The organism is Ruegeria sp. HKCCA6837 (genome assembly GCF_013034475.1).
GTDB lineage: Bacteria > Pseudomonadota > Alphaproteobacteria > Rhodobacterales > Rhodobacteraceae > Ruegeria.
Genome location: NZ_WQGD01000005.1, coordinates 113,668 through 137,884, shown reverse-complemented (window position 1 = coordinate 137,884; position 24,217 = coordinate 113,668). Strand labels below are relative to the sequence as shown.

The following is a 24,217-nucleotide window of genomic DNA, read 5'->3' as shown; positions in this document are numbered from 1 at the left end:
AACGGCTTCCCTCTCGCCAAGACGACGAAATGGGCGTAGAGGACCAATATGCTGAAACCCATGCCCCTCAACGAGGCGCAGAGCCTTCCGTTCTGGCGTCGTCCTGTCACGCTCTTGTTTGTTATGGCCATGACCATGCCCATCGCGTTTAACGCGTGGAGTGCTTTGCTGAACAATTTCGTCATTGAGGTGGCGAATTTTGATGGGGCCGATATTGGCCTGCTGCATACGGTACGTGAAATTCCGGGCTTTCTGGCGATTGGCGTGATCGCCGTCATCATTTTCATCCGCGAGCAGGTTCTGGCGATGATTTCGCTGATGATGCTTGGGGTGGCAACCGCTTTAACAGCCTGGTTCCCCAGCTTGGGTGGGTTGTTGTTTGTGACCCTGTTCAGCTCGATCGGGTTTCACTACTATGAAACGGTAAATCAGTCGCTGCAGCTGCAATGGCTGCCCAAGGATCGCGCGCCGCAAATTCTGGGATGGCTGGTTGCGATGGGGTCGGCAGCAACGGCGGTGGTCTACGGGTTGATCGTTCTGACCTGGGAGCGCTTTGATCTGTCCTACAACTTCGTTTTCATGGCTGCAGGCGGCGTGTCGGTCTTGTTGGCCCTGTTCAGCCTGATCGCCTATCCTCAGTTTGATGCCCCAACACCGCAGACCAAAAAGCTGATCCTGCGTCGCCGGTACTGGCTCTACTATGCGCTACAATTCATGGCCGGCGCACGGCGGCAGATCTTTATTGTGTTTGCCGGGTTCATGATGGTCGAAAAGTTCGGTTTCAAAGTGCACGAACTGACCAGCCTTTACCTGATCAACCTGATGATCAACATGATGGCCGCGCCTTTGCTGGGCAAAGCTGTGGCAAAGTTTGGCGAGCGGCGCACCCTGATCTTCGAATATGCCGGGCTGGCTATCGTGTTTGCGGCTTATGGCGGTATCTACTGGTTCGGCTGGGGTGTGTTGCTGGCTGCAATCCTGTATGTGATCGACCATGTGCTATTCGCACTGGCGCTGGCGCTGAAAACCTATTTTCAGAAAATCGCGGACCCGGCGGACATTGCTCCGACAGCGGCCGTGGCTTTCACGATCAACCACATCGCCGCTGTGTTCCTGCCTGCTTTGCTGGGGCTTTTGTGGGTGGTTTCGCCGGGCGCAGTGTTTGGTTTGGCGGCAGCTATGGCGATTGTTTCACTTCTGTTGTCGCTGTTGATCCCGCGCCATCCCGAACCGGGCAATGAGACGACCCTGACCAAATACGCTCCGGCACCTGCGGAATAGGCTGGGCGGCTTGACCTTCTCGGCGCGGCGTCCTAGGCGCTGTGCCAACTGAGACAGGAGGCCCAGATGCCCACATTCACCGCGCTGACTACGCTGACAGGTAAGAAGGCCGCCGAAGGTCTGGGCGAAGCCATGGAGCGTTTGGAGCCGGAACCCACCGGTGTTGGTGTGTTCGAGGTCGAGGACGCTTCGGGCCTGTGGGAAGTGGGCGGCTATTTCACCGAAGCCCCAGACGAAACCGCGCTGGCGGTCCTTGCGGCTGCGTTCGAGGCGAAGCCCTTTGTCGTGTCTGAGCTGCCCGAAACCGACTGGGTCGCACATGTGCGTCGCGAGCTTGCGCCAGTCGAAGCAGGTCGGTTCTTTGTCTACGGCAGCCATGATGCCGACAAGCTGCCCGAAGGCCGCATTCCGTTGCTGATCGAGGCTGCGATGGCCTTTGGTACCGGGCATCACGGCACAACATTGGGATGCTTGAAGGCACTGGATCGCTTGCTGGACGAAGGATTTACTGCATCGAAAGTGGCGGATATTGGCTGTGGTACGGCTGTTTTGGCCATGGCCGCCGCTCGGGTCTGGGATGGTGACATCATCGCCAGCGATATCGACGAAGTCGCCGTTGACGTGGCCGAGGCGAACCTGAAGGCAAACGGTATGTCAGGTGCGGTGAAATGCGTCGAGGCCGCTGGCTTCGATCATCCTGACCTCAAGGCACACGCCCCGTATGATCTGATCTTTGCCAATATTCTGAAGGGTCCGCTGGTGGCGCTATCGCCTGAAATCTCCGCGAATCTGCGCCCCGGAGGGTATGCGATACTGTCGGGAATCCTTAACGAGCAGGTAGATGATGTGGTTTCCATTTATTCTCAAAACGAGTTCAATCTTGCTCACAGGGGCGAGATTGGTGAATGGACGACCCTAATTTTAAGCAAACAGGGCGCGAATTAGGCCATTTGCAGGAGTTTTGTGGAATTTTGCCACGCTTTTGTCGCAATCTCTAATTACCGTTTTCTGATCAAAGTCGAGGGGGGCGGTTTTTGGAGGCTGCCATGACGGGTAAACAACTGGAGTTCAATCAGCGCGTTAATCGCCTGAACAAGAAGCATCAGAAGATGAGCCGGGGCTATCGCGCAACGATGCGCAAGGATGGTCTGGTGGTCATGAGGCCGCAACGGGTCAGTTCTGCCGTGCCAGTACGGGTTCTGCTGTTCACGCTTGTTGCGTTCTTTGTGTTCAAAGCGTTTCTTTTGTCCCACCTGGGGCCGACGGGATATCAATACAGAATCGACAGCCTGAACGAAGGCACCAAAGTGGAACAGGCAGGGGCTTGGGTAATGCAGATCGATCCTGTATCTCAGGCTCTGTCCCAGCAAATGAACAAGCTGCTCTTCTGAATCTTAAGCGTTAATCAAAAAAACACCGCGTGCCGTTCGGGCGCGCGGTGTTTCTTTTTGCCCTCATGACGAAAAAGTCAGGGGCGTGTAAGTGGTGGTCGGGATCACCGACGGCCTTCGGCGATGGCGTCAATGTCGCCACGGCACAGGCCGATGTCTTCCAGTTCGCGGTCGCTCAGAACGATCAGGGCGTTGCGGGTTACGCGGGCGTCATTCCATTCGATTGCGGCGTTCACGGCCGATACGAAATATGCGCCGATACGGCCAACGAGGCCGAACGAGCCAGTGGTGGCGATGCGGGTAGTGTCCAGTGCAGCCATATCCTGTTTCCTTCTGGTTTGTGTTCACTTTTCAATCTTGCAATCTGAGCGGCATCTAGTGCTGCCAATTCGCGTGCACAAGTTCAGTTTTTGCATGTGTCCTATGCATTTTTTGCAATGCTCTGAAATGCTGAAACCCCCTTAATTTATTGGTAAATTTGCGTTAACAAAGGTGCCGTTTTCAGACCTTTTTCGGGTCGTAAATCTGCCTCTGGGTCGCGGCTGAGATATAGGTGTCGTTTTCAGACTTTGGGCCAATTCGCTTGGAAAATGTTCACGCTTCGTGCTAGGCGTTGAAAAAAAGATCACAAAACCCGAGCAGGCCGAGGCACAACATGCGAATTCTAGGCATTGATCCGGGGCTTAGGACCCTGGGATGGGGCGTCATCGAATCAAATGGCAGCCGTCTGTGCCATGTAGCCAATGGGTTATGCAAATCAGATGGGGACGATCTGGGTGAGCGCCTGTTGTCGCTGCACAACCAGATTGTCGAAGTGATTGCCGATCACCGCCCGGATCAGGCCGCCATCGAACAGACATTTGTGAACAAGGATGGGGCAGGGACGCTTAAGCTGGGTCAGGCGCGGGGCGTTGCGTTGCTGACATTGGCGCAGGCTGGATTGCCGGTGGGCGAATATGCTCCCAATCGGGTTAAGAAGACCGTGGTCGGCGTGGGCCATGCCGAGAAGGAGCAGGTCATGCATATGGTCAAGCTGCAGTTGCCCGGGTGTCTGCCAAAAGGTGCGGACGCGGCGGATGCGCTGGCGATTGCGATCTGCCACGCCTATTACGGAAAGACACAACAAGCGCGTGTGAAAGAGGTGCGGGCATGATTGGCAAACTGACAGGGCGGCTGGACTATCGCGCAGCAGATCACGTTCTGATCGATGTGCGAGGCGTTGGCTATATCGTCTATTGTTCCGACCGGACTTTGGCGGCGTTGCCGGGCGTCGGCGAGGCAGTCTCGATCTATACCGACATGGTCGTGCGCGAAGATCTGATGCAGCTTTACGGTTTTCTCTCGTTGGTCGAAAAGGAATGGCATCGCCTTTTGTGCTCGGTTCAGGGTGTCGGCGCAAAGGTGTCTTTGGCCATCCTCAGCGCTTTGGGGCCGGATGGTGTAAGCCGCGCCATTGCCCTGAGCGATTGGGGTGCGGTCAAAGCGGCCAAAGGGGTAGGGCCTAAAACGGCGCAGCGGATTGTGCTGGACCTCAAGGACAAAGCGCCGGGGGTCATGGCTATGGGCGGCACGGTCGCCGAGGCGCTGGATGGGCCCGCGCTTGAGGTAGTGGAACTGGCCGAACCCGCGCCCGCTCCAAAACGGTCATCGAAACCGCCATCGGGGGCTGCTGCGGCATCCGCTGGTGCATTGTCGGCACTGGCCAATCTTGGATATGGACCGTCTGACGCGGCAGCAGCCGTGGCCGAGGCGGCGGCAAGCCAACCTGAAGCGGGCGAGGCTGATCTGATCCGTGCCGCGCTCAGATTGTTGGCTCCGAAAGGGTAGTCAAATGGTAGATGCTGATCCCACCCTGCGCCCGGATCCTCTGCCTGAGGACAACGATCGTGCATTGCGTCCGCAAGGGCTGAACGAGTTCATCGGTCAGGCCGAGGCGCGGGCCAACCTGCGTATTTTTATTCAATCCGCCAAGCAACGGGGCGAGGCGATGGATCATACCTTGTTCCATGGCCCGCCGGGATTGGGGAAAACAACCCTGGCACAAATCATGGCGCGTGAGTTGGGTGTCAACTTTCGTATGACCTCCGGCCCGGTTCTGGCCAAAGCTGGCGATCTGGCGGCGATCCTGACCAATCTGGAAGCGCGCGATGTTCTGTTCATCGATGAAATCCACCGTTTGAATCCGGCGGTGGAAGAGGTGCTGTATCCCGCGATGGAAGATTTTGAGCTGGATCTGGTGATCGGCGAAGGACCTGCGGCCCGAACCGTGCGGATCGAGTTGCAGCCGTTCACGCTGGTGGGGGCCACGACCCGAATGGGTTTGCTGACAACCCCTTTGCGCGACCGTTTCGGTATCCCGACGCGATTGCAGTTCTACACAGTCGATGAATTGCACGAGATCGTTACGCGCAACGCGCGAAAGCTGGGGGCTCCGGCAGATGATGACGGCGCGCGCGAGATTGCGCGCAGGTCACGTGGCACCCCTCGGATTGCGGGGCGGTTGCTGCGGCGGGTTGTGGATTTTGCCATCGTTGAAGGCGACGGTCGGATAACACGCGAACTGGCGGACGGAGCCTTAACGCGGCTGAGTGTGGACCACCTGGGGCTTGATGGGGCGGACCGCCGGTATCTAAAACTGATCGCCGAAAACTATGGGGGCGGCCCGGTCGGTATTGAAACAATGTCGGCAGCCTTGTCAGAAAGCCGCGACTCGCTGGAAGAAGTGATCGAACCCTTCTTGTTGCAGCAAGGTTTGATTCAACGAACCCCGCGTGGACGGATGTTGGCGCAGAAGGCGTGGACCCATTTGGGCATGGCTGCGCCGAAGCGGCAGAACGATCTGTTTGGTTGAAGCGGTGCGATCAGGATTTTGTGCCTCCGGCGGCCGTATTTGAAACAAGAAGAAGGACTGGGTGTGACACCAGAAGAAATTGAGGCGCTGTTTACACGCGAAAGCGGTGACTTCCTGTTCGCGCGTTGGGGACGTCCCATCGTGCCAATCGTGTTTGGTGTCGAAGACGAGACGCTGGTGACCGTTAAGGGCGCGTTCGAAGCCGTTGTAACTTTGGCTGGGCATAAGATGGCCGAGACCGATCCCGAGCTTGGTGCCAATTGCATGGTCTTCTTTTTTCGCGACTGGCAAGAACTGCTGGAAGTGCCTGATCTTGATCGGCTGGTCCCGGACCTTGGGCCTTTGGTGGAACGCCTGGTGGCTGCGGATGCCAATCAGTATCGTATATTCCGGTTCGAAGAAGATGGCGCAATCCGAGCAGCGTTTGTGTTCCTGCGTATGGACAAGGAATTGTCCAAGGTTCCGGCGGAAACGCTTGCCCTTAGCCAGGTGGTGCAGACCGTCTTGCTTTGGTCCGATACTGCGTTTCGCACGCAATCACCGCTGGCTGTCGCCGGTGAGGCAACGATCCTGCGCCCTGACATTGCTGCATTGATCCGGGCCGCCTATGATCCGGTCCTGCCCGGGGCGGCGCAGGATGCGTCTCATGCACTCAGGCTGTTTGCCCGGCTGGAGCTGCCACAATGAAACACGTGTACCCGGTTCGCGTTTACTATGAAGACACCGACATGGGCGGTGTTGTCTATCACGCGAATTATCTGCGGTATATTGAGCGTGCCCGCTCGGATTGGGTGCGCAATCTGGGCAATGATCAGAACGCCATGCGGGACGAGGGCATTGTATGGGTCGTGCGGCGGGTTGAGGCCGATTACCTTTCGCCTGCCAAGTTTGATGACGAGTTGATTGTTGAAACCGAAGTGACTGAGATTTCCGGCGTGCGCCTGACAATGGCGCAGCTGGTTCGGCGAGGGGAGACCGAGATTTTTCGCGCCTCGGTGACGGCTGTGTGCATCAACAAGGATGGCAAACCGATCCGTCTGCCGGCAGAGATTCGCGCATTGATGTAACAATTTGCGGACCAAGGGTGGTTCTGTTGGCTTTTCAGCCCCAACTGCGTTAGCGTTTGACAAAACAAGGCCAAACAAACGGCCGTCAGGCAAAAACAAAGAGCAGGTTCATGGAAGCTGAAACGCTGGCGCTGGCGCAGGAGATCGATTTCTCCATGTGGGGGCTGTATGCCCGCGCGACCTTTATCGTCAAATTGGTGATGTTGATGCTGATCGGTGCATCGATTTGGTCCTGGGGCATTATCATCCAAAAGCTGATCAACTATCGGGCTGCACGTCGTGAGGCGCAGGTGTTTGATGAAAGCTTCTGGTCGGGCAACCCTTTGGATGAGCTGTTTGAGCAGGTCGGAACGCAACCGGACGGCAGTTCTGAAAAGATCTTTGCCGCAGGTATGATCGAATGGCGAAGGTCACACCGAAATGATGGTGGGCTGATCGCCGGTGCAACTGCGCGGATCGACCGATCGATGGATGTGGCCATCGCAAAAGAGGCGGAGACCTTGCAAAAAGGGTTGCCCATTTTGGCCACAGTTGGCTCGACCGCGCCGTTTATCGGCCTCTTTGGTACCGTTTGGGGCATTATGAATGCCTTTATCGAGATTGCCGAGCAGCAGAACACCAATCTGGCCGTTGTCGCCCCCGGTATCGCCGAAGCGCTGTTGGCGACGGGCCTGGGTTTGTTGGCCGCGATCCCTGCGGTTATTTTTTATAACAAGCTTAGCGCGGATAGTGACCGGATTGTTGGTGGCTACGAAGCTTTTGCCGATGAGTTCGCCACCATTCTGTCGCGTCAGTTGGACAGCTGACCATGGGCGCGGCGGTTCAGCAATCTTCGGGTGGTAACGGGCGCAGGCGCGGACGGCGTCGCGGGCGCGCTCAACCCATGGCCGAAATCAACGTGACGCCATTTGTGGACGTCATGCTGGTGTTGCTGATCATATTCATGGTCGCGGCACCGCTTCTGACCGTGGGTGTTCCTGTCGATTTGCCTAAGACCGCGGCAAGCGCTTTGCCCGGTGACAACGAGGAACCATTGACCGTGACGCTCACCGCAGATGGGCGCGTGCAAATCCAGACGACCGATGTCTTGCGCGAAGAGTTGATTGGCAAGCTGCGCGCGATTGCGGCAGAGCGGAGCAGTGACCGTGTGTTCCTGCGCGCAGATGGTGCAATTCCCTACGCGCAGGTGATGCAGGTCATGGGCGCGCTGAATGCGGGCGGGTTTTCTAACGTTGGCCTTGTGACCGATACGGGCGGGCCAACGCTGGATGAAGGTGGAGAGTGAGGTCGCACGGTGGATACCGGCACCAAGATTTCGGCGATTGCACATGTCAGCCTGATTGGCGTCGCACTTTTTGGCGGCACCTTTCGGTCCGAGCCGTTGCCGATGGCTGTCCAGGATGTTTCCGTGATCACCGCTGAACAATTCGCGGCTATGACCGCGCAGCGCGACGCGCCCGACGTCTCCGAAGTGCCTGCCGCTTTGCAACAACCGCCCGACCCTGAGCAGGCGGAAACCAGCCCGCCGGAACCGGTAGTTGAGCAACAGCCGCGCCCCGAACCCGTGGCGCCTGCTGAACCCGACCCTGAACCCGCGCCCATTATCGTTGAAGCCCCGCCCGAGCCCGAGCTTCCGGAGGAGCCGCCTTCATTGGCCGAGCCTGAGGTTGAAACCGTTGCACAGCCCGTGCAGCCCGAACCAGAAGCGCAGCCGCGCCCTGCTGATCGCGTTGCGCCCGAGGCGATTGCGCCGCCACCGCCCGAGGCAACGCCGGATGAGTTTGAAACGCCTCCGGTGTCCTTGGATGAGGGCGCTGAGGTGCAGCAGGAACAGCAAGATCAAACCGCCCCGGAAGAGGCCGCGCCAGAGATTGTGACCGAGGCGGAAGAAACCAAGGAACCCCTGCTCAGTTCACCCCGCCCGCGCACACGCCCCAATCGGCCCAGCCCGCCGCCGGAACCGGAAGTTGCTGAAACGCCCGAGACGACCCCGGAACCCGAAACGCAGACAGACGAGACTGCGATAAACGATGCCTTGGCTGAAGCTCTGGGCGCAGGCACCGAGCCCTCGGGCCCGCCGCTCACCAGCGGTGAGAAAGATGCAATGCGACTGGCTGTGTCCAGGTGTTGGAACGTAGGTTCACTGTCTACGGATGCGCTGAAAACGGTGGTCGTGGTTGCGTTTTCGCTGAACCGCGACGGTACAGTTGTTGATGGCAGCATTCGGATGCTGGACAGCTCTGGCGGGTCTGCTGGTGCCGCCAATCAGGCATACCAGGCCGCGCGACGCGCGATTTTGCGCTGTGGAGCCAAAGGATATGACCTGCCTGCTGACAAATACGCTCAGTGGCAGGATGTTGAGATTACATTCAATCCCGAGAGGATGCGGATCAAATGATGAAACTTCTGACCAGCCTCTTTGTCGGCCTGACATTGATGTCCGCGCCGGTTTACGCACAAAACGGCCCCCTGCGGCTGGAATTGGACCAGGGCATAATCGAGCCCTTGCCCTTTGCGGTTCCCAATTTCGTGCCCGATGGCCCTTCGGCCGCGCAATATGCGCAGGATATTTCGCGCGTGATAGCAGCAGACCTGACCGGAACCGGGCTGTTCCGCGAGATATCATCAGACGCGTTCATCAGTCGGGTTAGCAGTTTTGAAGCGCCGGTTCAGTTCGCTGACTGGAAAGCGATTAACGCTGATGCGTTGGTTACTGGGGCAGTCAATGTTTCGGGGAAACGATTGACGGTCCGGTTCCGTGTCTGGGATGTGTTCTCGGGTCAGGAACTGGGCACCGGCCTGCAACTGGCAGGTACAACCGAGGGCTGGCGCCGCATGGCGCACAAGGTTGCCGATCAGGTCTATAGCCGGATCACAGGTGAAGGAGGGTATTTCGACAGCCGCGTGGCCTTTGTGTCGGAAAGCGGACCCAAGGATCAACGCCTCAAGCGGTTGGCGATCATGGATTACGACGGCGCAAATGTGCAGTACCTGACCGACAGTTCCGCCATCGTACTGGCACCGCGCTTTTCGCCCACAGGCGACCGATTGCTGTACACCAGCTACGAAAGCGGCAGCCCACGCATCTATGTTCTGGATGTGGGGCGCGTGAAACGGCAAGAACTCAAGACCCAGGACGGCACCATGAGCTTTTCGCCCCGTTTCTCGCCCGATGGTCGGTCGATCGTGTATTCGCTGATTCAGGGCGGTAACACGGATTTGTGGAAGATGGATCTGGCCTCGGGTCAAAGTACACGCCTGACCAACACGCCCGCGATTGAAACAGCGCCCAGCTATTCTCCGGATGGCAGCCGCATCGTTTTTGAAAGCGACCGGTCGGGCACACCGCAGCTTTATGTGATGCCTGCAAATGGGGGTGAGGCAACGCGGATCAGCTTTGGCGCGGGGCGTTATGGCACCCCGGTTTGGTCGCCGCGCGGCGATTTAATCGCCTTTACCAAGCAAAACAAAGGCCGGTTCCACATTGGCGTCATGCGCACGGACGGGTCGGAAGAACGGTTGCTGACTGCTTCGTTCCTGGATGAAGGTCCCACCTGGTCGCCCAATGGACGCGTTATCATGTTCACCCGCGAAACGCAGGGGGCAAGCGGTCGGGCCTCGCTATATTCAGTGGATATATCGGGCCGAAATCTGCGCCCGGTGCGCACTCCGGATGGTGGCAGCGACCCGTCATGGGGCCCGTTGCAGAATTGATCGCAGCAAAGTTCACAACGAATCGCGCCTGTGGTAGACAGGCGGCAATAAACAAAACACGAGGCACTTGAAATGAACGTATTGAGCAAAGTTCTGGCGCTGGGCGCGCTGAGTGTGATTGCCGCCTGTTCAAATAACGACCCTTCCGCTTTGGGGGGCGGTGGCGCAGGTGGCACTGGCGCTATCGTGCCGGGTTCGCCAAGCGACCCACGTTCGCCGGCGTATTTCCAGCAAACAGTTGGCGACCGTGTCCTTTTCGCTGTTGATCAGTCGACCCTTACACCGCAGGCACAAACCGTTCTGCAGGGGCAGGCAGAGTGGTTGTTGGCCAACCCTGATTTTGTCGCCACGATAGAAGGTCACGCAGATGAACAGGGTACGCGGGAATACAACCTTGGTTTGGGCGCAAAGCGCGCAAATGCCGCGCGCGAGTATCTGATTTCCCGCGGGGTGGCGGGTAACCGTCTTAAAACAGTCAGCTACGGCAAGGAACGCCCGATCGAGATTTGCAGCACCGAGGACTGCTACGCCAAGAACCGCCGTGCGGTGACGGTGCTGACAGGGTCAACTCTGGGGTAAGATGATGCGTATTGCAGGATGGGTTTTGGCGGCCGTCGTGGCGACGGCGGGTGTGGCGAAGGCACAGGATCAGCAGACCCTGGCGGATATTCGTCAGGAGCTGACGGTGCTGCATGTCGAGATACAGCGCCTGAAGCGCGAGTTTTCCACCACAGGATCGCCTGCGCCCAACCTGTCCGGCAGTTCAGTGCTTGAGCGTGTTGACGCGATCGAGGCTGAGTTGCAGCGCCTGACGCGCCAGACCGAGCAATTGAACCAACGGGTCCAGAACATAGTCACCGACGGTACAAACCGCATAGGCGATCTGGAGTTTCGACTGGTCGAACTTGAAGGCGGAGACCTGTCGGCGCTTGAGGAAACGTCGACATTGGGCGGTGATACGGCGTCTGACACGGGCACCGTAAGCGTTGCAACGCCACCGGTAACGGATCAAACCGAGCTTGCCGTAGGCGAACGCGCGGATTTCGATACGGCGTCGCAAGCTTTGGTCGATGGTGATTTCCAAACGGCCGCCACCATGTTCGCGCAGTTCGAGGCAAACTATCCCGGCAGCCCACTGGCCCCTGAAGCGAACCTGAAACGGGGTCACGCCCTTGAGGGACTGGGTGACACTCGCGAAGCGGCTCGCGCCTTTTTGGCCAGCTTCACCGGCGATTCCGAAGGTGCCTTTGCCCCCGAAGCCCTGTACGAGCTGGGCGCGGCTCTGGGCCGATTGGGACAAACCGATCAGGCTTGCATCACACTGAATGAGGTCGGGGTGCGATTCCCCTCTGCGCCTGCGCTGGCAAACGCCACGCAAGAGATGACCGCGCTGGGGTGTTCTTGAGCACTCAGCCAGACAGCCTGATTTCCGATCTTCGCAAAAGGTTGCCGGACAATCTGCCCCGCAAGCTGGGGGTTGCTGTATCAGGTGGCGGAGATTCCGTCGCCCTGATGCATCTGTTGCACACTGTCGCCCAAACAGAAGCGATCACACTCTATGCTGTCACAGTCGACCACGGGTTGCGCCCCGAGGCGGCGCAGGAGGCCGAGGCCGTTGCCCGTCAGGCTGCGACCCTGGGCTTGCAGCACGACACTCTGCGATGGTCGGGCTGGGACGGTGTGGGCAACCTGCAAGATCAAGCGCGTCAGGCGCGATACAACCTGATGACCAATTGGGCAAAGGACAATGGTATTGGTGCAATCGCTTTGGGGCATACCGCAGACGATCAGGCCGAAACTTTGCTCATGCGACTGGGGCGGTCCTCTGGCGTCACAGGCCTGTCAGGTATGTCGCCCATGCGGCAACGGGATGGGGTGACGTTGTTGCGACCAATGCTGGGTATCACCCGAGACAGGCTGCGCACTTACCTAACAGAAATCGAGGCGAGTTGGGTCGAGGACCCATCGAATCAGGACGCGCAATTTGACCGGATCAAGGCTCGTGAAGCTCTTCACGGTCTTGAACCCTTGGGAATCGATGCACTGTCTTTGTCACGCGTAGCAAATAATCTGGCGCAGGCGCATGAGGCTTTGGGTGTTTTTGCGCAGGAATCCGCGCGGAAAGTGACACGGGTCGATCAAAGCGATGTGAGGGTGGACCGGGCTGGGTTTGCTGCACTGCCGAAAGAGATTCAAAGGCGTGTTCTGCTGGGAATTCTCGAATGGATTGCCGGGCAGGGCTATCCCCCGCGTCAGGCGACTGTAGAGCAGGCAATGGATGCTATTGCCTGCGGTCAAGCCGGGTCAATTGCCGGGTGTCTGCTAGTGCCGAAAGGCGCGAGTGTTTGGATTTGCAGGGAATTTAAGTCCGTAGAGGGCCAAATTGCCGCATCTGGCACCGCCTGGGACAGCAAATGGGTGCTGACCGGCCCAGAAACGGAAGGCGCGGAAATTCGAGCGCTGGGCGAAAAAGGGCTGCACCAGGTCGTAAATTGGCGAAACACAGGGCGTCCCAGGCTTGCTTTGACTGCAACCCCTGCGGTTTGGGCGGGCGAAACGGTTGTTGCGGCTCCGCTTGCGGGATTTGCCAATGGATGGCGTGCGGAACCGGTCTCGGATTGGCCTGCATTTCACGCATCTTTTTTATCGCATTGAACATAGAACAATCCTCTCTATTTTAAGAGACAACTTGGCAGTTCCTCACCTGCCGAAACTTTTGGGAGATTTTCCTTGGGCAACGCTCGCAATATCGCGTTTTGGGTCGTTCTGTTCCTGCTTATTCTGGCACTGTTCAATCTGTTCAGTGGACCGGGTGGAACGCTTCAGAGCAATGAGAGAACATATTCCGACTTTGTCGGTGCCGTCCAAAGCGGTGAAGTCAAAAACGTGACGCTGGATGGAGAGCAGATTCGCTATACCACTGAAAACGGCGCGACCTATGTCACGATCAAACCAGGCGACGCCGAGGTCACCAAGCTGCTGATCGATGAGAACATCCCGGTTCAAGCGGTCAAGCAACAGCAGTCTGGGTTCCAGTCCTTCCTGATCACGCTGCTGCCTTTCTTGCTGCTGATCGGCGTATGGGTTTACTTCATGAACCGCATGCAGGGCGGCGGCAAAGGCGGTGCGATGGGCTTTGGCAAGTCCAAGGCCAAGATGCTGACCGAAAAGCATGGCCGTGTGACCTTCGATGATGTTGCTGGCATTGATGAGGCCAAGGAAGAGCTGGAAGAGATCGTTGAATTCCTGCGCAACCCGCAGAAGTTTTCGCGCCTCGGCGGCAAAATTCCAAAAGGTGCGCTTTTGGTTGGCCCTCCGGGTACCGGTAAAACACTGCTGGCCCGTGCGATTGCAGGTGAGGCAGGTGTACCGTTCTTCACAATTTCCGGTTCGGACTTCGTTGAGATGTTCGTGGGTGTTGGTGCATCCCGCGTGCGCGACATGTTCGAACAGGCCAAGAAGAACGCGCCCTGTATCGTTTTCATCGACGAGATCGACGCCGTGGGCCGTCACCGTGGTGCCGGTTATGGTGGTGGTAATGATGAACGCGAACAGACGCTCAACCAGCTGCTGGTTGAGATGGACGGGTTCGAGGCCAATGAAGGCGTGATCATACTGGCGGCGACCAACCGTAAGGATGTTCTGGACCCTGCGCTGCTGCGTCCGGGCCGGTTTGACCGCAACGTGACAGTTGGCAACCCCGACATCAAAGGCCGCGAGAAGATTCTGGGCGTGCACGCCCGCAAGACACCTTTGGGCCCCGATGTCGATCTGCGCATCATCGCGCGTGGTACTCCGGGTTTCTCGGGCGCTGATCTGGCGAACCTTGTGAACGAGGCTGCGCTGATGGCAGCGCGTGTGGGGCGTCGCTTTGTCACCATGGAAGACTTTGAGAACGCCAAAGACAAGGTGATGATGGGGGCCGAGCGCCGCTCGATGGTGCTGACTCAGGATCAGAAAGAAAAGACCGCCTATCACGAATCGGGCCACGCCGTCGTTGGCATGACCCTGCCGCTGTGTGATCCGGTCTATAAGGCGACGATCATCCCGCGTGGCGGTGCGCTTGGCATGGTTGTCAGCCTGCCTGAAATGGATCAGCTGAACTATCACAGGGACGAGTGTGAGCAGAAGCTGGCGATGACCATGGCGGGCAAAGCTGCCGAGGTGATCAAGTACGGTGAAGACCACGTCTCGAACGGTCCCGCCGGTGACATCATGCAGGCCAGCCAGTTGGCCCGCGCCATGGTGATGCGCTGGGGTATGTCCGATAAAGTCGGCAATATCGATTATGCCGAGGCGCATGAGGGATATTCAGGCAACACTGCTGGTTTCTCAGTGTCGGCGCATACCAAAGAGCTGATCGAGGAAGAGGTAAAGCGCCTGATCCAGCAAGGCTATGAGCGCGCTCACAAGATTCTGACCGACAAGAACGAAGAATGGGAGCGTTTGGCCCAAGGCCTGCTGGAATACGAGACCCTGACCGGGGACGAGATCAAGCGTGTCATGAATGGTGAATCGCCGACCGAAGGCGATGACGAAGGGGACAGCCCGGATCAGGGCAGCGCACCCAGCGTTACGGCCATTCCCAAGACGAAGGCCAAGAAATCCCCTCCTGAGGGCGGGATGGAGCCAGAACCTACCGCATAAATCACAAAGACCCGGGCGAACGCTCGGGTCTTTTCTCTTTTCATCTGACGTTTGCTGGGCAATATGCCTTTCGAACTCCAGCGGAAAAGGGATGCCATTATGCCGTTTTTGCGTGAAACTGAATATGTAGGCGAAGTGGTTTGGTTGGGCCATGTTCCTGCTGGGCAGTCGCTTCGTGCGACAGCCGTGCAAGAGTTGGACCTGGCATTTGATGGTGTGGCTGGGGAACGGCACGAAGGGCTCAATCGGGCATCCTGTGTGCGGGTCAAAAACCTCTATCCCACAGGGACAGAAATCCGCAATGTACGTCAGTTGTCGGTTCTGTCGGTGGAAGAGCTTGACCAGATCGCGCAGGGTATGGGTTTGGAGGCGCTGGACCCCGCATATCTTGGCGCATCAATTGTCCTGAAAGGCATTCCCGATTTCTCGCACATTCCGCCATCATCACGCTTGCAGGCCGCGTTAGGTGCAACAATCACCGTCGACATGGAAAACGCTCCCTGCGTGTTACCGGGGCGCGAGGTCGAGGCGGATCAGCCCGGATATGGTGTCGCGTTTAAACCGGCAGCGGTGGGTCGTCGCGGCATAACCGGATGGGTCGAACTCCCGGGGCGTATTCAGCTTGGGGATCATCTGACGTTGTTTGTTCCGGACCAGGCCGCCTGGGCTCCTTAAACGCGTCAGGTTTCCGATTAGAAACCGATGAAATGACCTTACGACGCTTCGCGACACCAGAATGTCGGAATCCATGGCTATTGAGATTGTACACAAGGGTATGGAATGCGCAGCGCCGACGTATCGCGTCGGTATCGCACGGCATTCAATTAGGGACCCCGGCCAATGAGCTACAAATCCGATATCGAAATCGCTCGTGAAGCGAACAAAAAGCCGATTCAGGAAATCGGTGCCAAGATCGGCATCGACTCAGCGGATCTGCTGCCTTACGGCCATGACAAAGCTAAAGTCAGTCAGGACTTCATCAACTCGGTTCAGGACCGCGAAGACGGCAAGCTGATTTTGGTGACCGCGATTAACCCGACCCCGGCAGGCGAAGGCAAGACCACCACCACCGTTGGTCTGGGTGACGGCCTGAACCGCATCGGCAAGAATGCGATGATCTGTATCCGCGAAGCCTCGCTGGGCCCGAACTTCGGCATGAAGGGCGGCGCTGCAGGTGGCGGTTACGCGCAGGTTGTTCCGATGGAAGAGATGAACCTGCACTTCACCGGCGACTTCCACGCCATCACCTCGGCGCACTCGCTGCTGTCGGCGATGATCGACAACCACATTTACTGGGGCAATGAAGCCGAAATCGACACGCGCCGTGTTGCATGGCGTCGTGTGGTCGACATGAACGACCGTGCCCTGCGTCAGATCACCGCCAGCTTGGGAGGTGTTTCGAACGGCTTCCCACGCGAAGCAGGCTTTGACATCACCGTGGCATCCGAAGTCATGGCGATCCTGTGCCTGGCCAACGACCTGAAAGACCTTGAAAAGCGTATGGGCGACATCATCGTTGCTTACCGCCGCGATAAAACCCCGGTTTATTGCCGCGACATCAAGGCCGAAGGCGCAATGACCGTTCTGCTGAAGGACGCCATGCAGCCGAACCTGGTGCAAACGCTGGAAAACAACCCGGCCTTTGTTCACGGTGGCCCGTTCGCGAACATCGCGCACGGCTGTAACTCGGTCATCGCGACCAAGACCGCGCTGAAAGTCGCTGACTATGTTGTGACCGAGGCTGGCTTTGGTGCGGACCTTGGCGCCGAAAAGTTCATGAACATCAAATGCCGTAAAGCGGGCATCGCCCCGTCGGCTGTTGTACTGGTTGCCACTGTACGCGCGATGAAGATGAACGGTGGCGTGGCCAAGGCTGATCTGGGTGCTGAAAACGTTGACGCTGTTAAGTCGGGCTGCGCCAACCTGGGCCGCCACATCGAGAACGTGAAATCGTTCGGTGTGCCGGTTGTTGTCGCTATCAACCACTTCGTCACCGACACCGATGCCGAAGTCGAGGCCGTCAAGAACTACTGCGCCGATCACGGTGTCGAAGCAGTTCTGTCGCGTCACTGGGAACTGGGCTCGGAAGGCTCGGCTCCGCTGGCCGAGAAAGTGGTCGAAATCGTTGAAGGTGGCACCGCAAACTTCGCGCCGATCTACCCCGACGAAATGCCGCTGTTCGAAAAGATCGAAACCATCGCCAAGCGCATCTACCGCGCTGACGAAGTTCTGGCCGACAACAAGATCCGCAACCAACTGCGCGAGTGGGAAGACGCGGGCTATGGCAACCTGCCGGTCTGCATGGCGAAAACTCAGTACTCGTTCTCGACCGATCCGACCCTGCGCGGTGCGCCCACCGGCCACTCGGTTCCGGTGCGTGAGGTTCGCCTGTCCGCAGGTGCCGGCTTCATCGTCGTTGTTTGCGGTGAGATCATGACCATGCCTGGTCTGCCCCGCAAACCGGCTGCAGAAACCATCTGCCTTAACGACGCAGGTGAGATCGAGGGCTTGTTCTAAGCCGTTTTTTGAACCATCTCGTGGTCCGGGGATTTCCCCGGGCCATGAGGAGACCGCGATGCCCACTCTGACACCGCCGCAAGACTGTGACACTATGCAGGAATTGCGGGTTCAGATCGACAGGCTGGACCGCCAACTGATCGAAATGCTGGTGAACCGTGCCAGTTACATCGACCGTGCGTCCCAGCTGAAACCCGGCGAGGGGCTGCCCGCCCGAATCCCGGATCGTGTTGAAGAGGTGGTGCAGCGCGTGCGCAAGAGTTCCGATGAACTGGGTATGGACCCTGAGCTTGCTGAAGAACTCTGGCGTATTTTGATAGATTGGTCGATTGCCCGCGAAGAGCGTGTGCTCGGCTCTGACTGACTGACCGGGCGCATCTTGCGCCCGATCCGTTTTTTGAAAGAAGGGATCAAAGGATGGTAGCGCAGGTTATCGACGGTAAGGCATTCGCGGCAAAAGTGCGCGTGCAAGTGGCCGATCAGGTTGCCAAGCTGAAAGAAGAAAACGGCATCACCCCCGGCTTGGCGGTGGTTCTGGTCGGTGAAGACCCGGCCAGTCAGGTCTATGTCCGCTCAAAGGGCAAGCAGACCGTTGAGGTTGGCATGAACTCGTACGAACACAAGTTGGACGTCGACACCTCGGAAGAGGACCTGCTGGCTCTGATCGATAAGCTGAACAACGATCCCGCCGTCCATGGCATTCTGGTTCAGCTGCCTCTGCCAAAGCATCTGAACGAAGATCTTGTGATCAACTCGATTGATCCTGCCAAGGATGTCGATGGTTTTCACATCTCTAACGTTGGCCTGCTGGGCACCGGGCAGAAATCGATGGTTCCCTGCACGCCGCTGGGGTGCCTGATGATGCTGCGCGACTATCACGGCTCGCTGTCAGGCATGGACGCGGTTGTGATTGGCCGTTCAAACATCGTTGGCAAACCTATGGCACAGCTGTTGCTGGGCGACAGCTGCACCGTAACGATTGCGCATTCGCGCACAAAAGACCTGCCTGACGTCGTGCGTCGCGCAGACATTGTTGTCGCCGCTGTTGGCCGTCCTGAGATGGTGCCGGGCGACTGGATCAAGGAAGGTGCCACCGTGATCGACGTAGGCATTAACCGGATCGAGCGTGACGGCAAGAACAAGCTGGTTGGCGACGTAGATTACGCCAGCGCGGCTGAACGTGCGGGCGCAATCACTCCGGTTCCGGGCGGCGTAGGCCCGATGACTATCGCGTGTTTGCTGGCCAACACGCTGACCGCCTGCTGCCGGTCCAACGGATTGCCAGAACCGGAAGGTCTGACAGCCTAAACCAACTTGGGTCGGGCCGCTACAGACGGCCCGTCGCCTAACCTGACTGCGTGACACGCCAGGACTACACCCAAGACAACATGAGCGACGTACTCATGAGTGGGTTTCCCAGCTTGAACTATCCTGATAAGCCTGTATTTCCAGTTGTTTACAGGTTTATTTTCCCTTGTGCCTATCGCGCTCGGGCTATGCACGCACAAAAGCAGTATGTCGTCTAAGTTAAATTCAATTCGAAAAGCTTGCACCCCGCAAAGAGTGTCAGCGGGCGTCGTTTTTCTTCCTTTGCTTGCCTATGCGTTCCCACCATTTCTGGTTGCCGAACTCAGTTTTGGTTTGCGCCTTCTGTTTTGGGTCGGCGTCATGGTCTTGGCACTTTCAGTGAGCGGTTTAGTGCGAAAGCTGATGCTCAACAGCCCATTGCTTTTGAACATTCCAGCCCGGGATCTAGCTTACGCCGGTCTGATCCTGTCCTTTTTCACACCGTCGCTTTGGTTGCTGGCGTGGATTTTGTTCACTATCGGTGGTCATATGGCACCAGGTGCGCAAACAGTTGCTGTTTATGGGGTGTTGTTGGTGGCAGGGCTGGTTTTTGTGCAACGCAACGACTTGCAGGCTGCAGTGGCGTTGTCGCCAGACATTGAAAAGCCGCGTCTTGCCAAACGCTTACCTGCTGGTTTCAATGGTCAAATTTATCGCCTGACCGTAAGGGATCACAATGTGGATGTTGTGACTTCGGAAGGTGTTTTCACGCTCCGGTCGCGTTTCACGGACGCCATTGCCGAGATGGAACCGGTTCCCGGCCATTGCTCGCATCGCTCACATTGGGTGACGGATGCTTCTATCGCCGGTGTTGAAAAGACAAATGGCAAAACGTTCTTAAAGCTGGTCAACGGCGATCTGGTGCCAGTCAGCCGAAAGTACAAACCGATGTTGGAACAGGACGGTTTGATCTGACGTTAGCGCGGCATCGGCATCATCTGCGGGTGCGGGCCGGTTAGAATAGCCATGGCGCTTTGATCCATGAGGTCTGCCAGAACTTGATCCGAACTGCGCAGCCCGCCTGTGAAAGTACCGTAAGCCGGCAGGATCAGGCGTTTTTGATCCAATAGAAAAGCGGGTCGCGAAATGTGCCGCCCTCTTACCCTGATCCGCGCTTTTGGGTGGTAATGGCCGGAAACTTCTCCTTGTGCTTGATCCTCTGCGATATGGCGAAAGACAAGCGGGCCGTTGCGCCATTCGAACAGGTGAGTTCCGCCCAGCTCAATTGGGCCGGGATCATGGTTTCCTTCGATCCATATCCATTTGCGCCCAGCTTGCAATGCTGCGATCCGAAGTCTTTCGGCTGAAGGCAGCGCTTGGGCGGCTTCAAGGTCGTCAAAGCTGTCACCCAAGCATAGAACAGTTTCCGCGTTGGTGCGCTCCAAATCATCCGCCAATCGATCCAGTGTTTCGCGGGTGTCATAAGGGGGCAATGCAAGCCCGTTGCGCCGCGCCAATCGTTCGGATTTGCCCAAATGCAGGTCCGAGACACACAGCATTTGCTGCTCTGGCCACCACAGCGCACCCGAAGACAGAGCGCCTAGGCGCTGACTTGCAAAGAAAAACTCGCACACGTTCATGATACGTTCTTGGCGTGTTTTGTTGCCCGACGCAAGAGGATCAAAGCTGATCAAGCCCGGCTGACTGCAATAAGCGCTCGCTTTCTTCCGCCAGCAGGCGTTCCTCTGCAGCGCCTTTCACGGGCACTTTTCCGACCTCAAGGAAAAGTGGGGCTGACAGTGGCGATATGCGATCCAGCCGCAGCAGATCCATACGGTCGCCTATCCGCTCCAGCATGGCTTCAATCCGGCCAAAATCGACCAACCCGCGCATTGCTTCTTCACGGGTGATCTGCATCAACAGGTGATCCGGGTCGTATTTCCACAGAGTGTCATAGAGAATGTCCGACGAAAACGTTGCCTGCCGCCCGCTTTTGCGTTGGCCACCCGTGTTGCGTTCGATCAGGCCCGCTATGGTGGCAGAGGCGCGAAAGGTGCGTTTCATCACGGCATTGCCAGCGAGCCAAGTGTCCAACCCGTCGCGCAACGCGTCGCGTTGAAACAGTGGGGTAGGATCTGTAACTGCATCCAGCCCCCAGATCAGCGTGGCGTAATCCGTTGCAACAAAGCCCATCGGGGCCAGGCCAGTATCTTCCATCCGTTTCGTCAGCAGCAGACCCAGTGTTTGCTGCGCGTTACGACCGGCGAATCCGTAAACACATAGATGTTCCCGACCGTCGCTTGGAAAGCTTTCGATCAGCAAGCGGTCGCGCTGAGGCAGGCGCGAGATCTGCCGCTGCAAGGCCAGCCATTCCTCGGTATGAGAGGGCAGTTGCGGCCAATCTTCTTGGGCAAACATGCGCAGAATGCGGTCGCTGAGCTGGGTGGAGGTTGCAAATTTCGTACCCGAGAAGGTCGCGATCTTGGGTTTGCGATCAGCACGACGGCTGACCTCGACCACCATTTCGCGCAGGCCTTCATACCGGACAATTTGTCCACCTATCAAAAAAGTGTCGCCAAGTGTCAGAGAGGCGGCAAAAGCTTCCTCAACCTCTCCCAACGGCTTGCCCCCTCGGCTACGTTTAAGACGCACTTTGAGTGTGTCTGTGTCCTGAATTGTGCCCAAATTCATGCGAATGCGCGACGCTGCGCGGGGATCACGCAACTGCCATTTCCCGTCAGCACGTTGTTGCAGCCGTTGCCAGCGATCATATGCCTTCAAGGCGTAACCACCGGTGGCGCAGAAATCGAGACAGGCGTCAAACTCGGCACGGTTCAGGTTCGCGTAAGGCCCCGCAGCCGTCATTTCCTTGTACAGATCACCGGCCTCAAACGGTCCGGCGCAGGCGGCAATCAGAATATGCTGGCACAAGACATCGCGGGGGCCAGGGCCGCGGGGTTCGCCATCCAGATCATGGGCTTTTACCGCCTCCAGCGCAGCGACGCATTCGACCACTTCAAACCGGTTGGCAGGCACCAGCAGCGCCTTTGAGGGCGCGTTATAACGGTGATTGGCCCGCCCGATCCGTTGAACAAGACGTTTGACATTCTTGGGTGCACCGATCTGGATCACCAGATCCACATCGCCCCAGTCGATGCCCAGATCCAAAGAACCAGTGCAAACGATGGCGCGCAGATCCCCCCGGACCATCGCAGCCTCAACCCTCTCGCGTTGTTGCCGGTCAAGGCTGCCGTGATGAATGCCGATGGGCAGGCCGTCTTCATTGGCCAGCCACAGGTTGTGAAAGAAGATTTCGGCCTGAGCGCGCGTGTTATGAAAGATCAGTGTGGTTTTATGCTGCCGGATTTGATCCAGCACCGCCGGAATCGCATAGGCTGCGCCACCACCGGACCAGGGCGGCATCTCGGTTGTTTCCAGCATTTGGATATCCGGGTCCGGCCCCGGATCTGCCTGTACGATCTGGCAGGGGTCAGGGTGGCGGGCCAGAAAGCGGGCGATTGCTGCGGGGTCTTCAACGGTGGCTGACAAGCCGACGCGACGCAGAGCAGGGTTGAGGCGTTGCAGTCGTGCCAGCGCCAGCATCAACTGGTCTCCGCGCTTGCTTTCTGCCAGCGCGTGGATTTCATCGACGATGATCCGTTGCACACCATCGAACATACGTGGCGCATCTTCGTAAGAGGTCAGCAGTGCCAGGCTTTCGGGTGTGGTTAGCAGGATATGGGGCGGATCGGCGCGTTGACGTCTCTTCTGTGTGGCCGATGTGTCTCCGGTGCGATCTTCGATCCGGATGGGCAGATCGATCTCGTCCACCGGGGTGCGCAGGTTTCGTTTGATATCGGCCGCCAGCGCCTTGAGCGGTGAAACATAGATCGTGTGCAATCCGGTATGGGCACCGTCGGCCAGTTCAGCCAGTGTGGGCAGAAACCCGGCCATGGTCTTGCCGCCGCCTGTGGGCGCGATCAGCAAGGTTGCGGGGTCTTGCGCCCGGTCGAACATCTCATGCTGATGCGGGTGGATGGACCAGCCTTTGGTGGAAAACCATGTACCAATCCGAGCGGGAATCTGCGTCATGAACACAGATTACCCGCGCGGCAGAGGAATTGGCACAGCGTTATTTGACGATTTTCTCGTCTTTTACGAACATGTTGGCCCAGGCGCGGTCGATCAGATCGGGGCTCATCTGATAGGGGATGCCCTCAAATTCGCAGATCGAGATCATCTGATCGATCAGGAAGATCGGCTGATAATTGGCGTAGATGTTGTTGATGGTCGGGTATTTAACCTTCAGCAGATGCACCAGTGCCGCCTCATCCAGTGGCATGCCGCGTTTGCGGGCCACCATGGCAAAGATTTTCAGGAAGTTTTCCTGGTTCGGACCGTCGATTTTGATTTTGAAGAAGATCCGGCGCAGGGCCGCTTGGTCGAAGATCTCATTCGGGTGGAAGTTGGTCGAGAAGATGACCAACGTGTCAAACGGCACTTCGAATTTCTCACCCGATTGCAGGCCCAGGATATCCTTGTTCTCTTCCAACGGAACAATCCAACGGTTGACCAGCGCCTGCGGCGGTTCAGCCTGACGGCCAAGGTCGTCCACGATGAAGATGCCGCCGGTCGATTTCAGCTGCAACGGAGCCTGATAGGTCCGCGCGGTCGGGTTGTAGACCAGATCCAGCATGCTCAGCGACAGTTCACCACCGGTCACAACCGTGGGTCTTTCGCATTGCACATAGCGCGAATCAAACCGTTTGCGGCGACGCAGGCTGTTGGGGTCGTCAGGCTCTTGCTCGATCGCAGTGTGTACGATCGGGTCATAGACGGTGATCACCTGACCGGCATATTCGATGGCGTAAGGCACATATACATTGTCCCCAAGCGCGTCGCGTATACCGTTCGAAATTGAGGATTTACCGTTGCCCGGAGGGCCATACATCAGGATTGAACGACCGGCGCTGACCGCGGGGCCCAGATGATCCAGCAGGCTGTCGGGCAGCACCAGATGGCCCATTGCGCCAACCAGTTGTTCTCGTGTGACCTGAATGTTGCGGATTGACTGGCGTTTAACCTGCTCGCGGTAAACGTCCAGCGGCACGGGCATGGCACCGAAGTATTCTGACTGGCTCAGCGCGTCCAAGGCGCGGGCCTTGCCTGCATCGGTCAGCTGATACCCCATCTCGTTGCCGCTGTTAGCATTCAGGGTCCCGGTCGCCTCCAGCAGTTTCTGATCGCGTGCGATGTCCACCAGTTCCTGCGTTACCGAACCGGGCAGACAAATGGCCGCTGCGATTTCGGAAACGGTGCTGGCATTTTTGCGGAAGACGGTTTTCAGCAGAATATCCCGCATCATCACCAGCGGAAGTTTCATTTCGCCCAGGCCTTTTGGGGCAGGGGGGGCCATAACTGCGGAAGTCTGCATATTCATGCGCGTTGCTCGTTTGTCAAAG

25 protein-coding genes are annotated in these 24,217 nt (G+C 57.7%); 21 read left to right on the top strand and 4 right to left on the bottom strand.

Features of this window, described 5'->3' with window-relative positions; genetic code table 11:
* Positions 1 to 48 precede the first annotated feature (48 nt).
* The 3 genes from GOV91_RS09535 to GOV91_RS09525 all read left to right on the top strand — a co-directional run bounded on the left by GOV91_RS09535 (position 49) and on the right by GOV91_RS09525 (position 2,672).
* Positions 49 to 1,281, top strand: coding sequence for an MFS transporter (locus GOV91_RS09535; RefSeq protein WP_171235320.1), 1,233 nt, complete (start codon positions 49 to 51; stop codon positions 1,279 to 1,281).
* Positions 1,282 to 1,347: 66 nt separating this feature from the next.
* A complete protein-coding gene (locus tag GOV91_RS09530) occupies positions 1,348 to 2,226 on the top strand; it encodes a 50S ribosomal protein L11 methyltransferase (RefSeq protein ID WP_171235319.1) in 879 nt (292 codons plus the stop codon).
* Between the two features lie 101 nt (positions 2,227 to 2,327).
* Entirely contained in the window at positions 2,328 to 2,672 is a 345-nt protein-coding gene (locus GOV91_RS09525) for a hypothetical protein (protein WP_171235318.1), read from the top strand.
* 104 nt (positions 2,673 to 2,776) lie between these two features.
* Here GOV91_RS09525 and GOV91_RS09520 read toward each other — a convergent pair whose 3' ends face one another.
* Entirely contained in the window at positions 2,777 to 2,992 is a 216-nt protein-coding gene (locus tag GOV91_RS09520; RefSeq protein WP_171186923.1) for a DUF1127 domain-containing protein, read from the bottom strand.
* 335 nt (positions 2,993 to 3,327) lie between these two features.
* On the opposite strand from GOV91_RS09520, the gene ruvC reads away from it, so the two are divergent.
* The 18 genes from ruvC (at position 3,328) to GOV91_RS09430 (ending at position 19,730) form a co-directional block, all read left to right on the top strand.
* On the top strand, positions 3,328 to 3,825 hold the full coding sequence (ruvC, locus tag GOV91_RS09515; RefSeq protein ID WP_171235317.1) for a crossover junction endodeoxyribonuclease RuvC: 498 nt from the start codon (positions 3,328 to 3,330) through the stop codon (positions 3,823 to 3,825).
* Positions 3,822 to 4,499 (top strand): Holliday junction branch migration protein RuvA, encoded by a 678-nt coding sequence (gene ruvA, locus GOV91_RS09510; RefSeq protein WP_171235316.1) that lies wholly within the window; start codon positions 3,822 to 3,824, stop codon positions 4,497 to 4,499. Before ruvC ends, ruvA begins: the two co-directional genes overlap by 4 nt.
* Before the next feature lie 4 nt (positions 4,500 to 4,503).
* Positions 4,504 to 5,523 (top strand): Holliday junction branch migration DNA helicase RuvB, encoded by a 1,020-nt coding sequence (gene ruvB, locus GOV91_RS09505; protein WP_171235315.1) that lies wholly within the window; start codon positions 4,504 to 4,506, stop codon positions 5,521 to 5,523.
* 63 nt (positions 5,524 to 5,586) lie between these two features.
* Positions 5,587 to 6,210, top strand: a complete 624-nt coding sequence (locus GOV91_RS09500; protein WP_171235415.1) for a hypothetical protein — start codon at positions 5,587 to 5,589, stop codon at positions 6,208 to 6,210.
* Positions 6,207 to 6,590 (top strand): tol-pal system-associated acyl-CoA thioesterase, encoded by a 384-nt coding sequence (gene ybgC / locus GOV91_RS09495; protein ID WP_171235314.1) that lies wholly within the window; start codon positions 6,207 to 6,209, stop codon positions 6,588 to 6,590. The genes GOV91_RS09500 and ybgC overlap by 4 nt, the downstream gene beginning before the upstream one ends.
* Positions 6,591 to 6,700: 110 nt before the next feature.
* Positions 6,701 to 7,396, top strand: coding sequence for a protein TolQ (gene tolQ, locus GOV91_RS09490; RefSeq protein ID WP_171235313.1), 696 nt, complete (start codon positions 6,701 to 6,703; stop codon positions 7,394 to 7,396).
* 2 nt (positions 7,397 to 7,398) lie between these two features.
* Positions 7,399 to 7,875 (top strand): protein TolR, encoded by a 477-nt coding sequence (gene tolR / locus GOV91_RS09485; RefSeq protein ID WP_152457226.1) that lies wholly within the window; start codon positions 7,399 to 7,401, stop codon positions 7,873 to 7,875.
* A 9-nt stretch (positions 7,876 to 7,884) separates the two neighbouring features.
* Positions 7,885 to 8,988: an energy transducer TonB gene (locus GOV91_RS09480; protein ID WP_171235312.1), complete on the top strand. Its 1,104-nt coding sequence runs from the start codon at positions 7,885 to 7,887 to the stop codon at positions 8,986 to 8,988.
* Positions 8,985 to 10,304 (top strand): Tol-Pal system beta propeller repeat protein TolB, encoded by a 1,320-nt coding sequence (tolB, locus tag GOV91_RS09475; RefSeq protein WP_171235311.1) that lies wholly within the window; start codon positions 8,985 to 8,987, stop codon positions 10,302 to 10,304. The genes GOV91_RS09480 and tolB overlap by 4 nt, the downstream gene beginning before the upstream one ends.
* A gap of 72 nt (positions 10,305 to 10,376) precedes the next feature.
* Positions 10,377 to 10,883: a peptidoglycan-associated lipoprotein Pal gene (gene pal / locus GOV91_RS09470; RefSeq protein WP_171177962.1), complete on the top strand. Its 507-nt coding sequence runs from the start codon at positions 10,377 to 10,379 to the stop codon at positions 10,881 to 10,883.
* 4 nt (positions 10,884 to 10,887) lie between these two features.
* Positions 10,888 to 11,709: a tol-pal system protein YbgF gene (ybgF, locus tag GOV91_RS09465; protein WP_171235414.1), complete on the top strand. Its 822-nt coding sequence runs from the start codon at positions 10,888 to 10,890 to the stop codon at positions 11,707 to 11,709.
* Complete coding sequence (gene tilS, locus GOV91_RS09460) at positions 11,700 to 12,959, top strand: tRNA lysidine(34) synthetase TilS (RefSeq protein ID WP_371732293.1); 1,260 nt, start codon at positions 11,700 to 11,702, stop codon at positions 12,957 to 12,959. Before ybgF ends, tilS begins: the two co-directional genes overlap by 10 nt.
* A gap of 75 nt (positions 12,960 to 13,034) precedes the next feature.
* Entirely contained in the window at positions 13,035 to 14,951 is a 1,917-nt protein-coding gene (gene ftsH / locus GOV91_RS09455) for an ATP-dependent zinc metalloprotease FtsH (RefSeq protein WP_171177949.1), read from the top strand.
* Between the two features lie 99 nt (positions 14,952 to 15,050).
* Complete coding sequence (locus GOV91_RS09450) at positions 15,051 to 15,626, top strand: MOSC domain-containing protein (protein ID WP_171235309.1); 576 nt, start codon at positions 15,051 to 15,053, stop codon at positions 15,624 to 15,626.
* Positions 15,627 to 15,791: 165 nt separating this feature from the next.
* Complete coding sequence (locus tag GOV91_RS09445; protein ID WP_171235308.1) at positions 15,792 to 17,468, top strand: formate--tetrahydrofolate ligase; 1,677 nt, start codon at positions 15,792 to 15,794, stop codon at positions 17,466 to 17,468.
* A gap of 58 nt (positions 17,469 to 17,526) precedes the next feature.
* Positions 17,527 to 17,832 (top strand): chorismate mutase, encoded by a 306-nt coding sequence (locus GOV91_RS09440; RefSeq protein ID WP_171177942.1) that lies wholly within the window; start codon positions 17,527 to 17,529, stop codon positions 17,830 to 17,832.
* Between the two features lie 53 nt (positions 17,833 to 17,885).
* On the top strand, positions 17,886 to 18,776 hold the full coding sequence (gene folD, locus GOV91_RS09435) for a bifunctional methylenetetrahydrofolate dehydrogenase/methenyltetrahydrofolate cyclohydrolase FolD (protein ID WP_171235307.1): 891 nt from the start codon (positions 17,886 to 17,888) through the stop codon (positions 18,774 to 18,776).
* A gap of 360 nt (positions 18,777 to 19,136) precedes the next feature.
* Complete coding sequence (locus GOV91_RS09430; RefSeq protein WP_254440636.1) at positions 19,137 to 19,730, top strand: LytTR family DNA-binding domain-containing protein; 594 nt, start codon at positions 19,137 to 19,139, stop codon at positions 19,728 to 19,730.
* A 2-nt stretch (positions 19,731 to 19,732) separates the two neighbouring features.
* Here GOV91_RS09430 and pdeM read toward each other — a convergent pair whose 3' ends face one another.
* The 3 genes from pdeM to GOV91_RS09415 are packed head-to-tail and all read right to left on the bottom strand — an operon-like array spanning position 19,733 to position 24,195.
* Positions 19,733 to 20,395, bottom strand: coding sequence for a ligase-associated DNA damage response endonuclease PdeM (pdeM, locus tag GOV91_RS09425; protein WP_171235305.1), 663 nt, complete (start codon positions 20,393 to 20,395; stop codon positions 19,733 to 19,735).
* 40 nt (positions 20,396 to 20,435) lie between these two features.
* Positions 20,436 to 22,847 carry a ligase-associated DNA damage response DEXH box helicase gene (locus GOV91_RS09420; protein WP_171235304.1) on the bottom strand — a complete coding sequence of 804 codons (2,412 nt, stop codon included), beginning with the start codon at positions 22,845 to 22,847 and terminating at the stop codon, positions 20,436 to 20,438.
* Between the two features lie 40 nt (positions 22,848 to 22,887).
* Positions 22,888 to 24,195, bottom strand: coding sequence for an ATPase (locus GOV91_RS09415; RefSeq protein WP_171235303.1), 1,308 nt, complete (start codon positions 24,193 to 24,195; stop codon positions 22,888 to 22,890).
* Between the last annotated feature and the right edge of the window lie 22 nt (positions 24,196 to 24,217).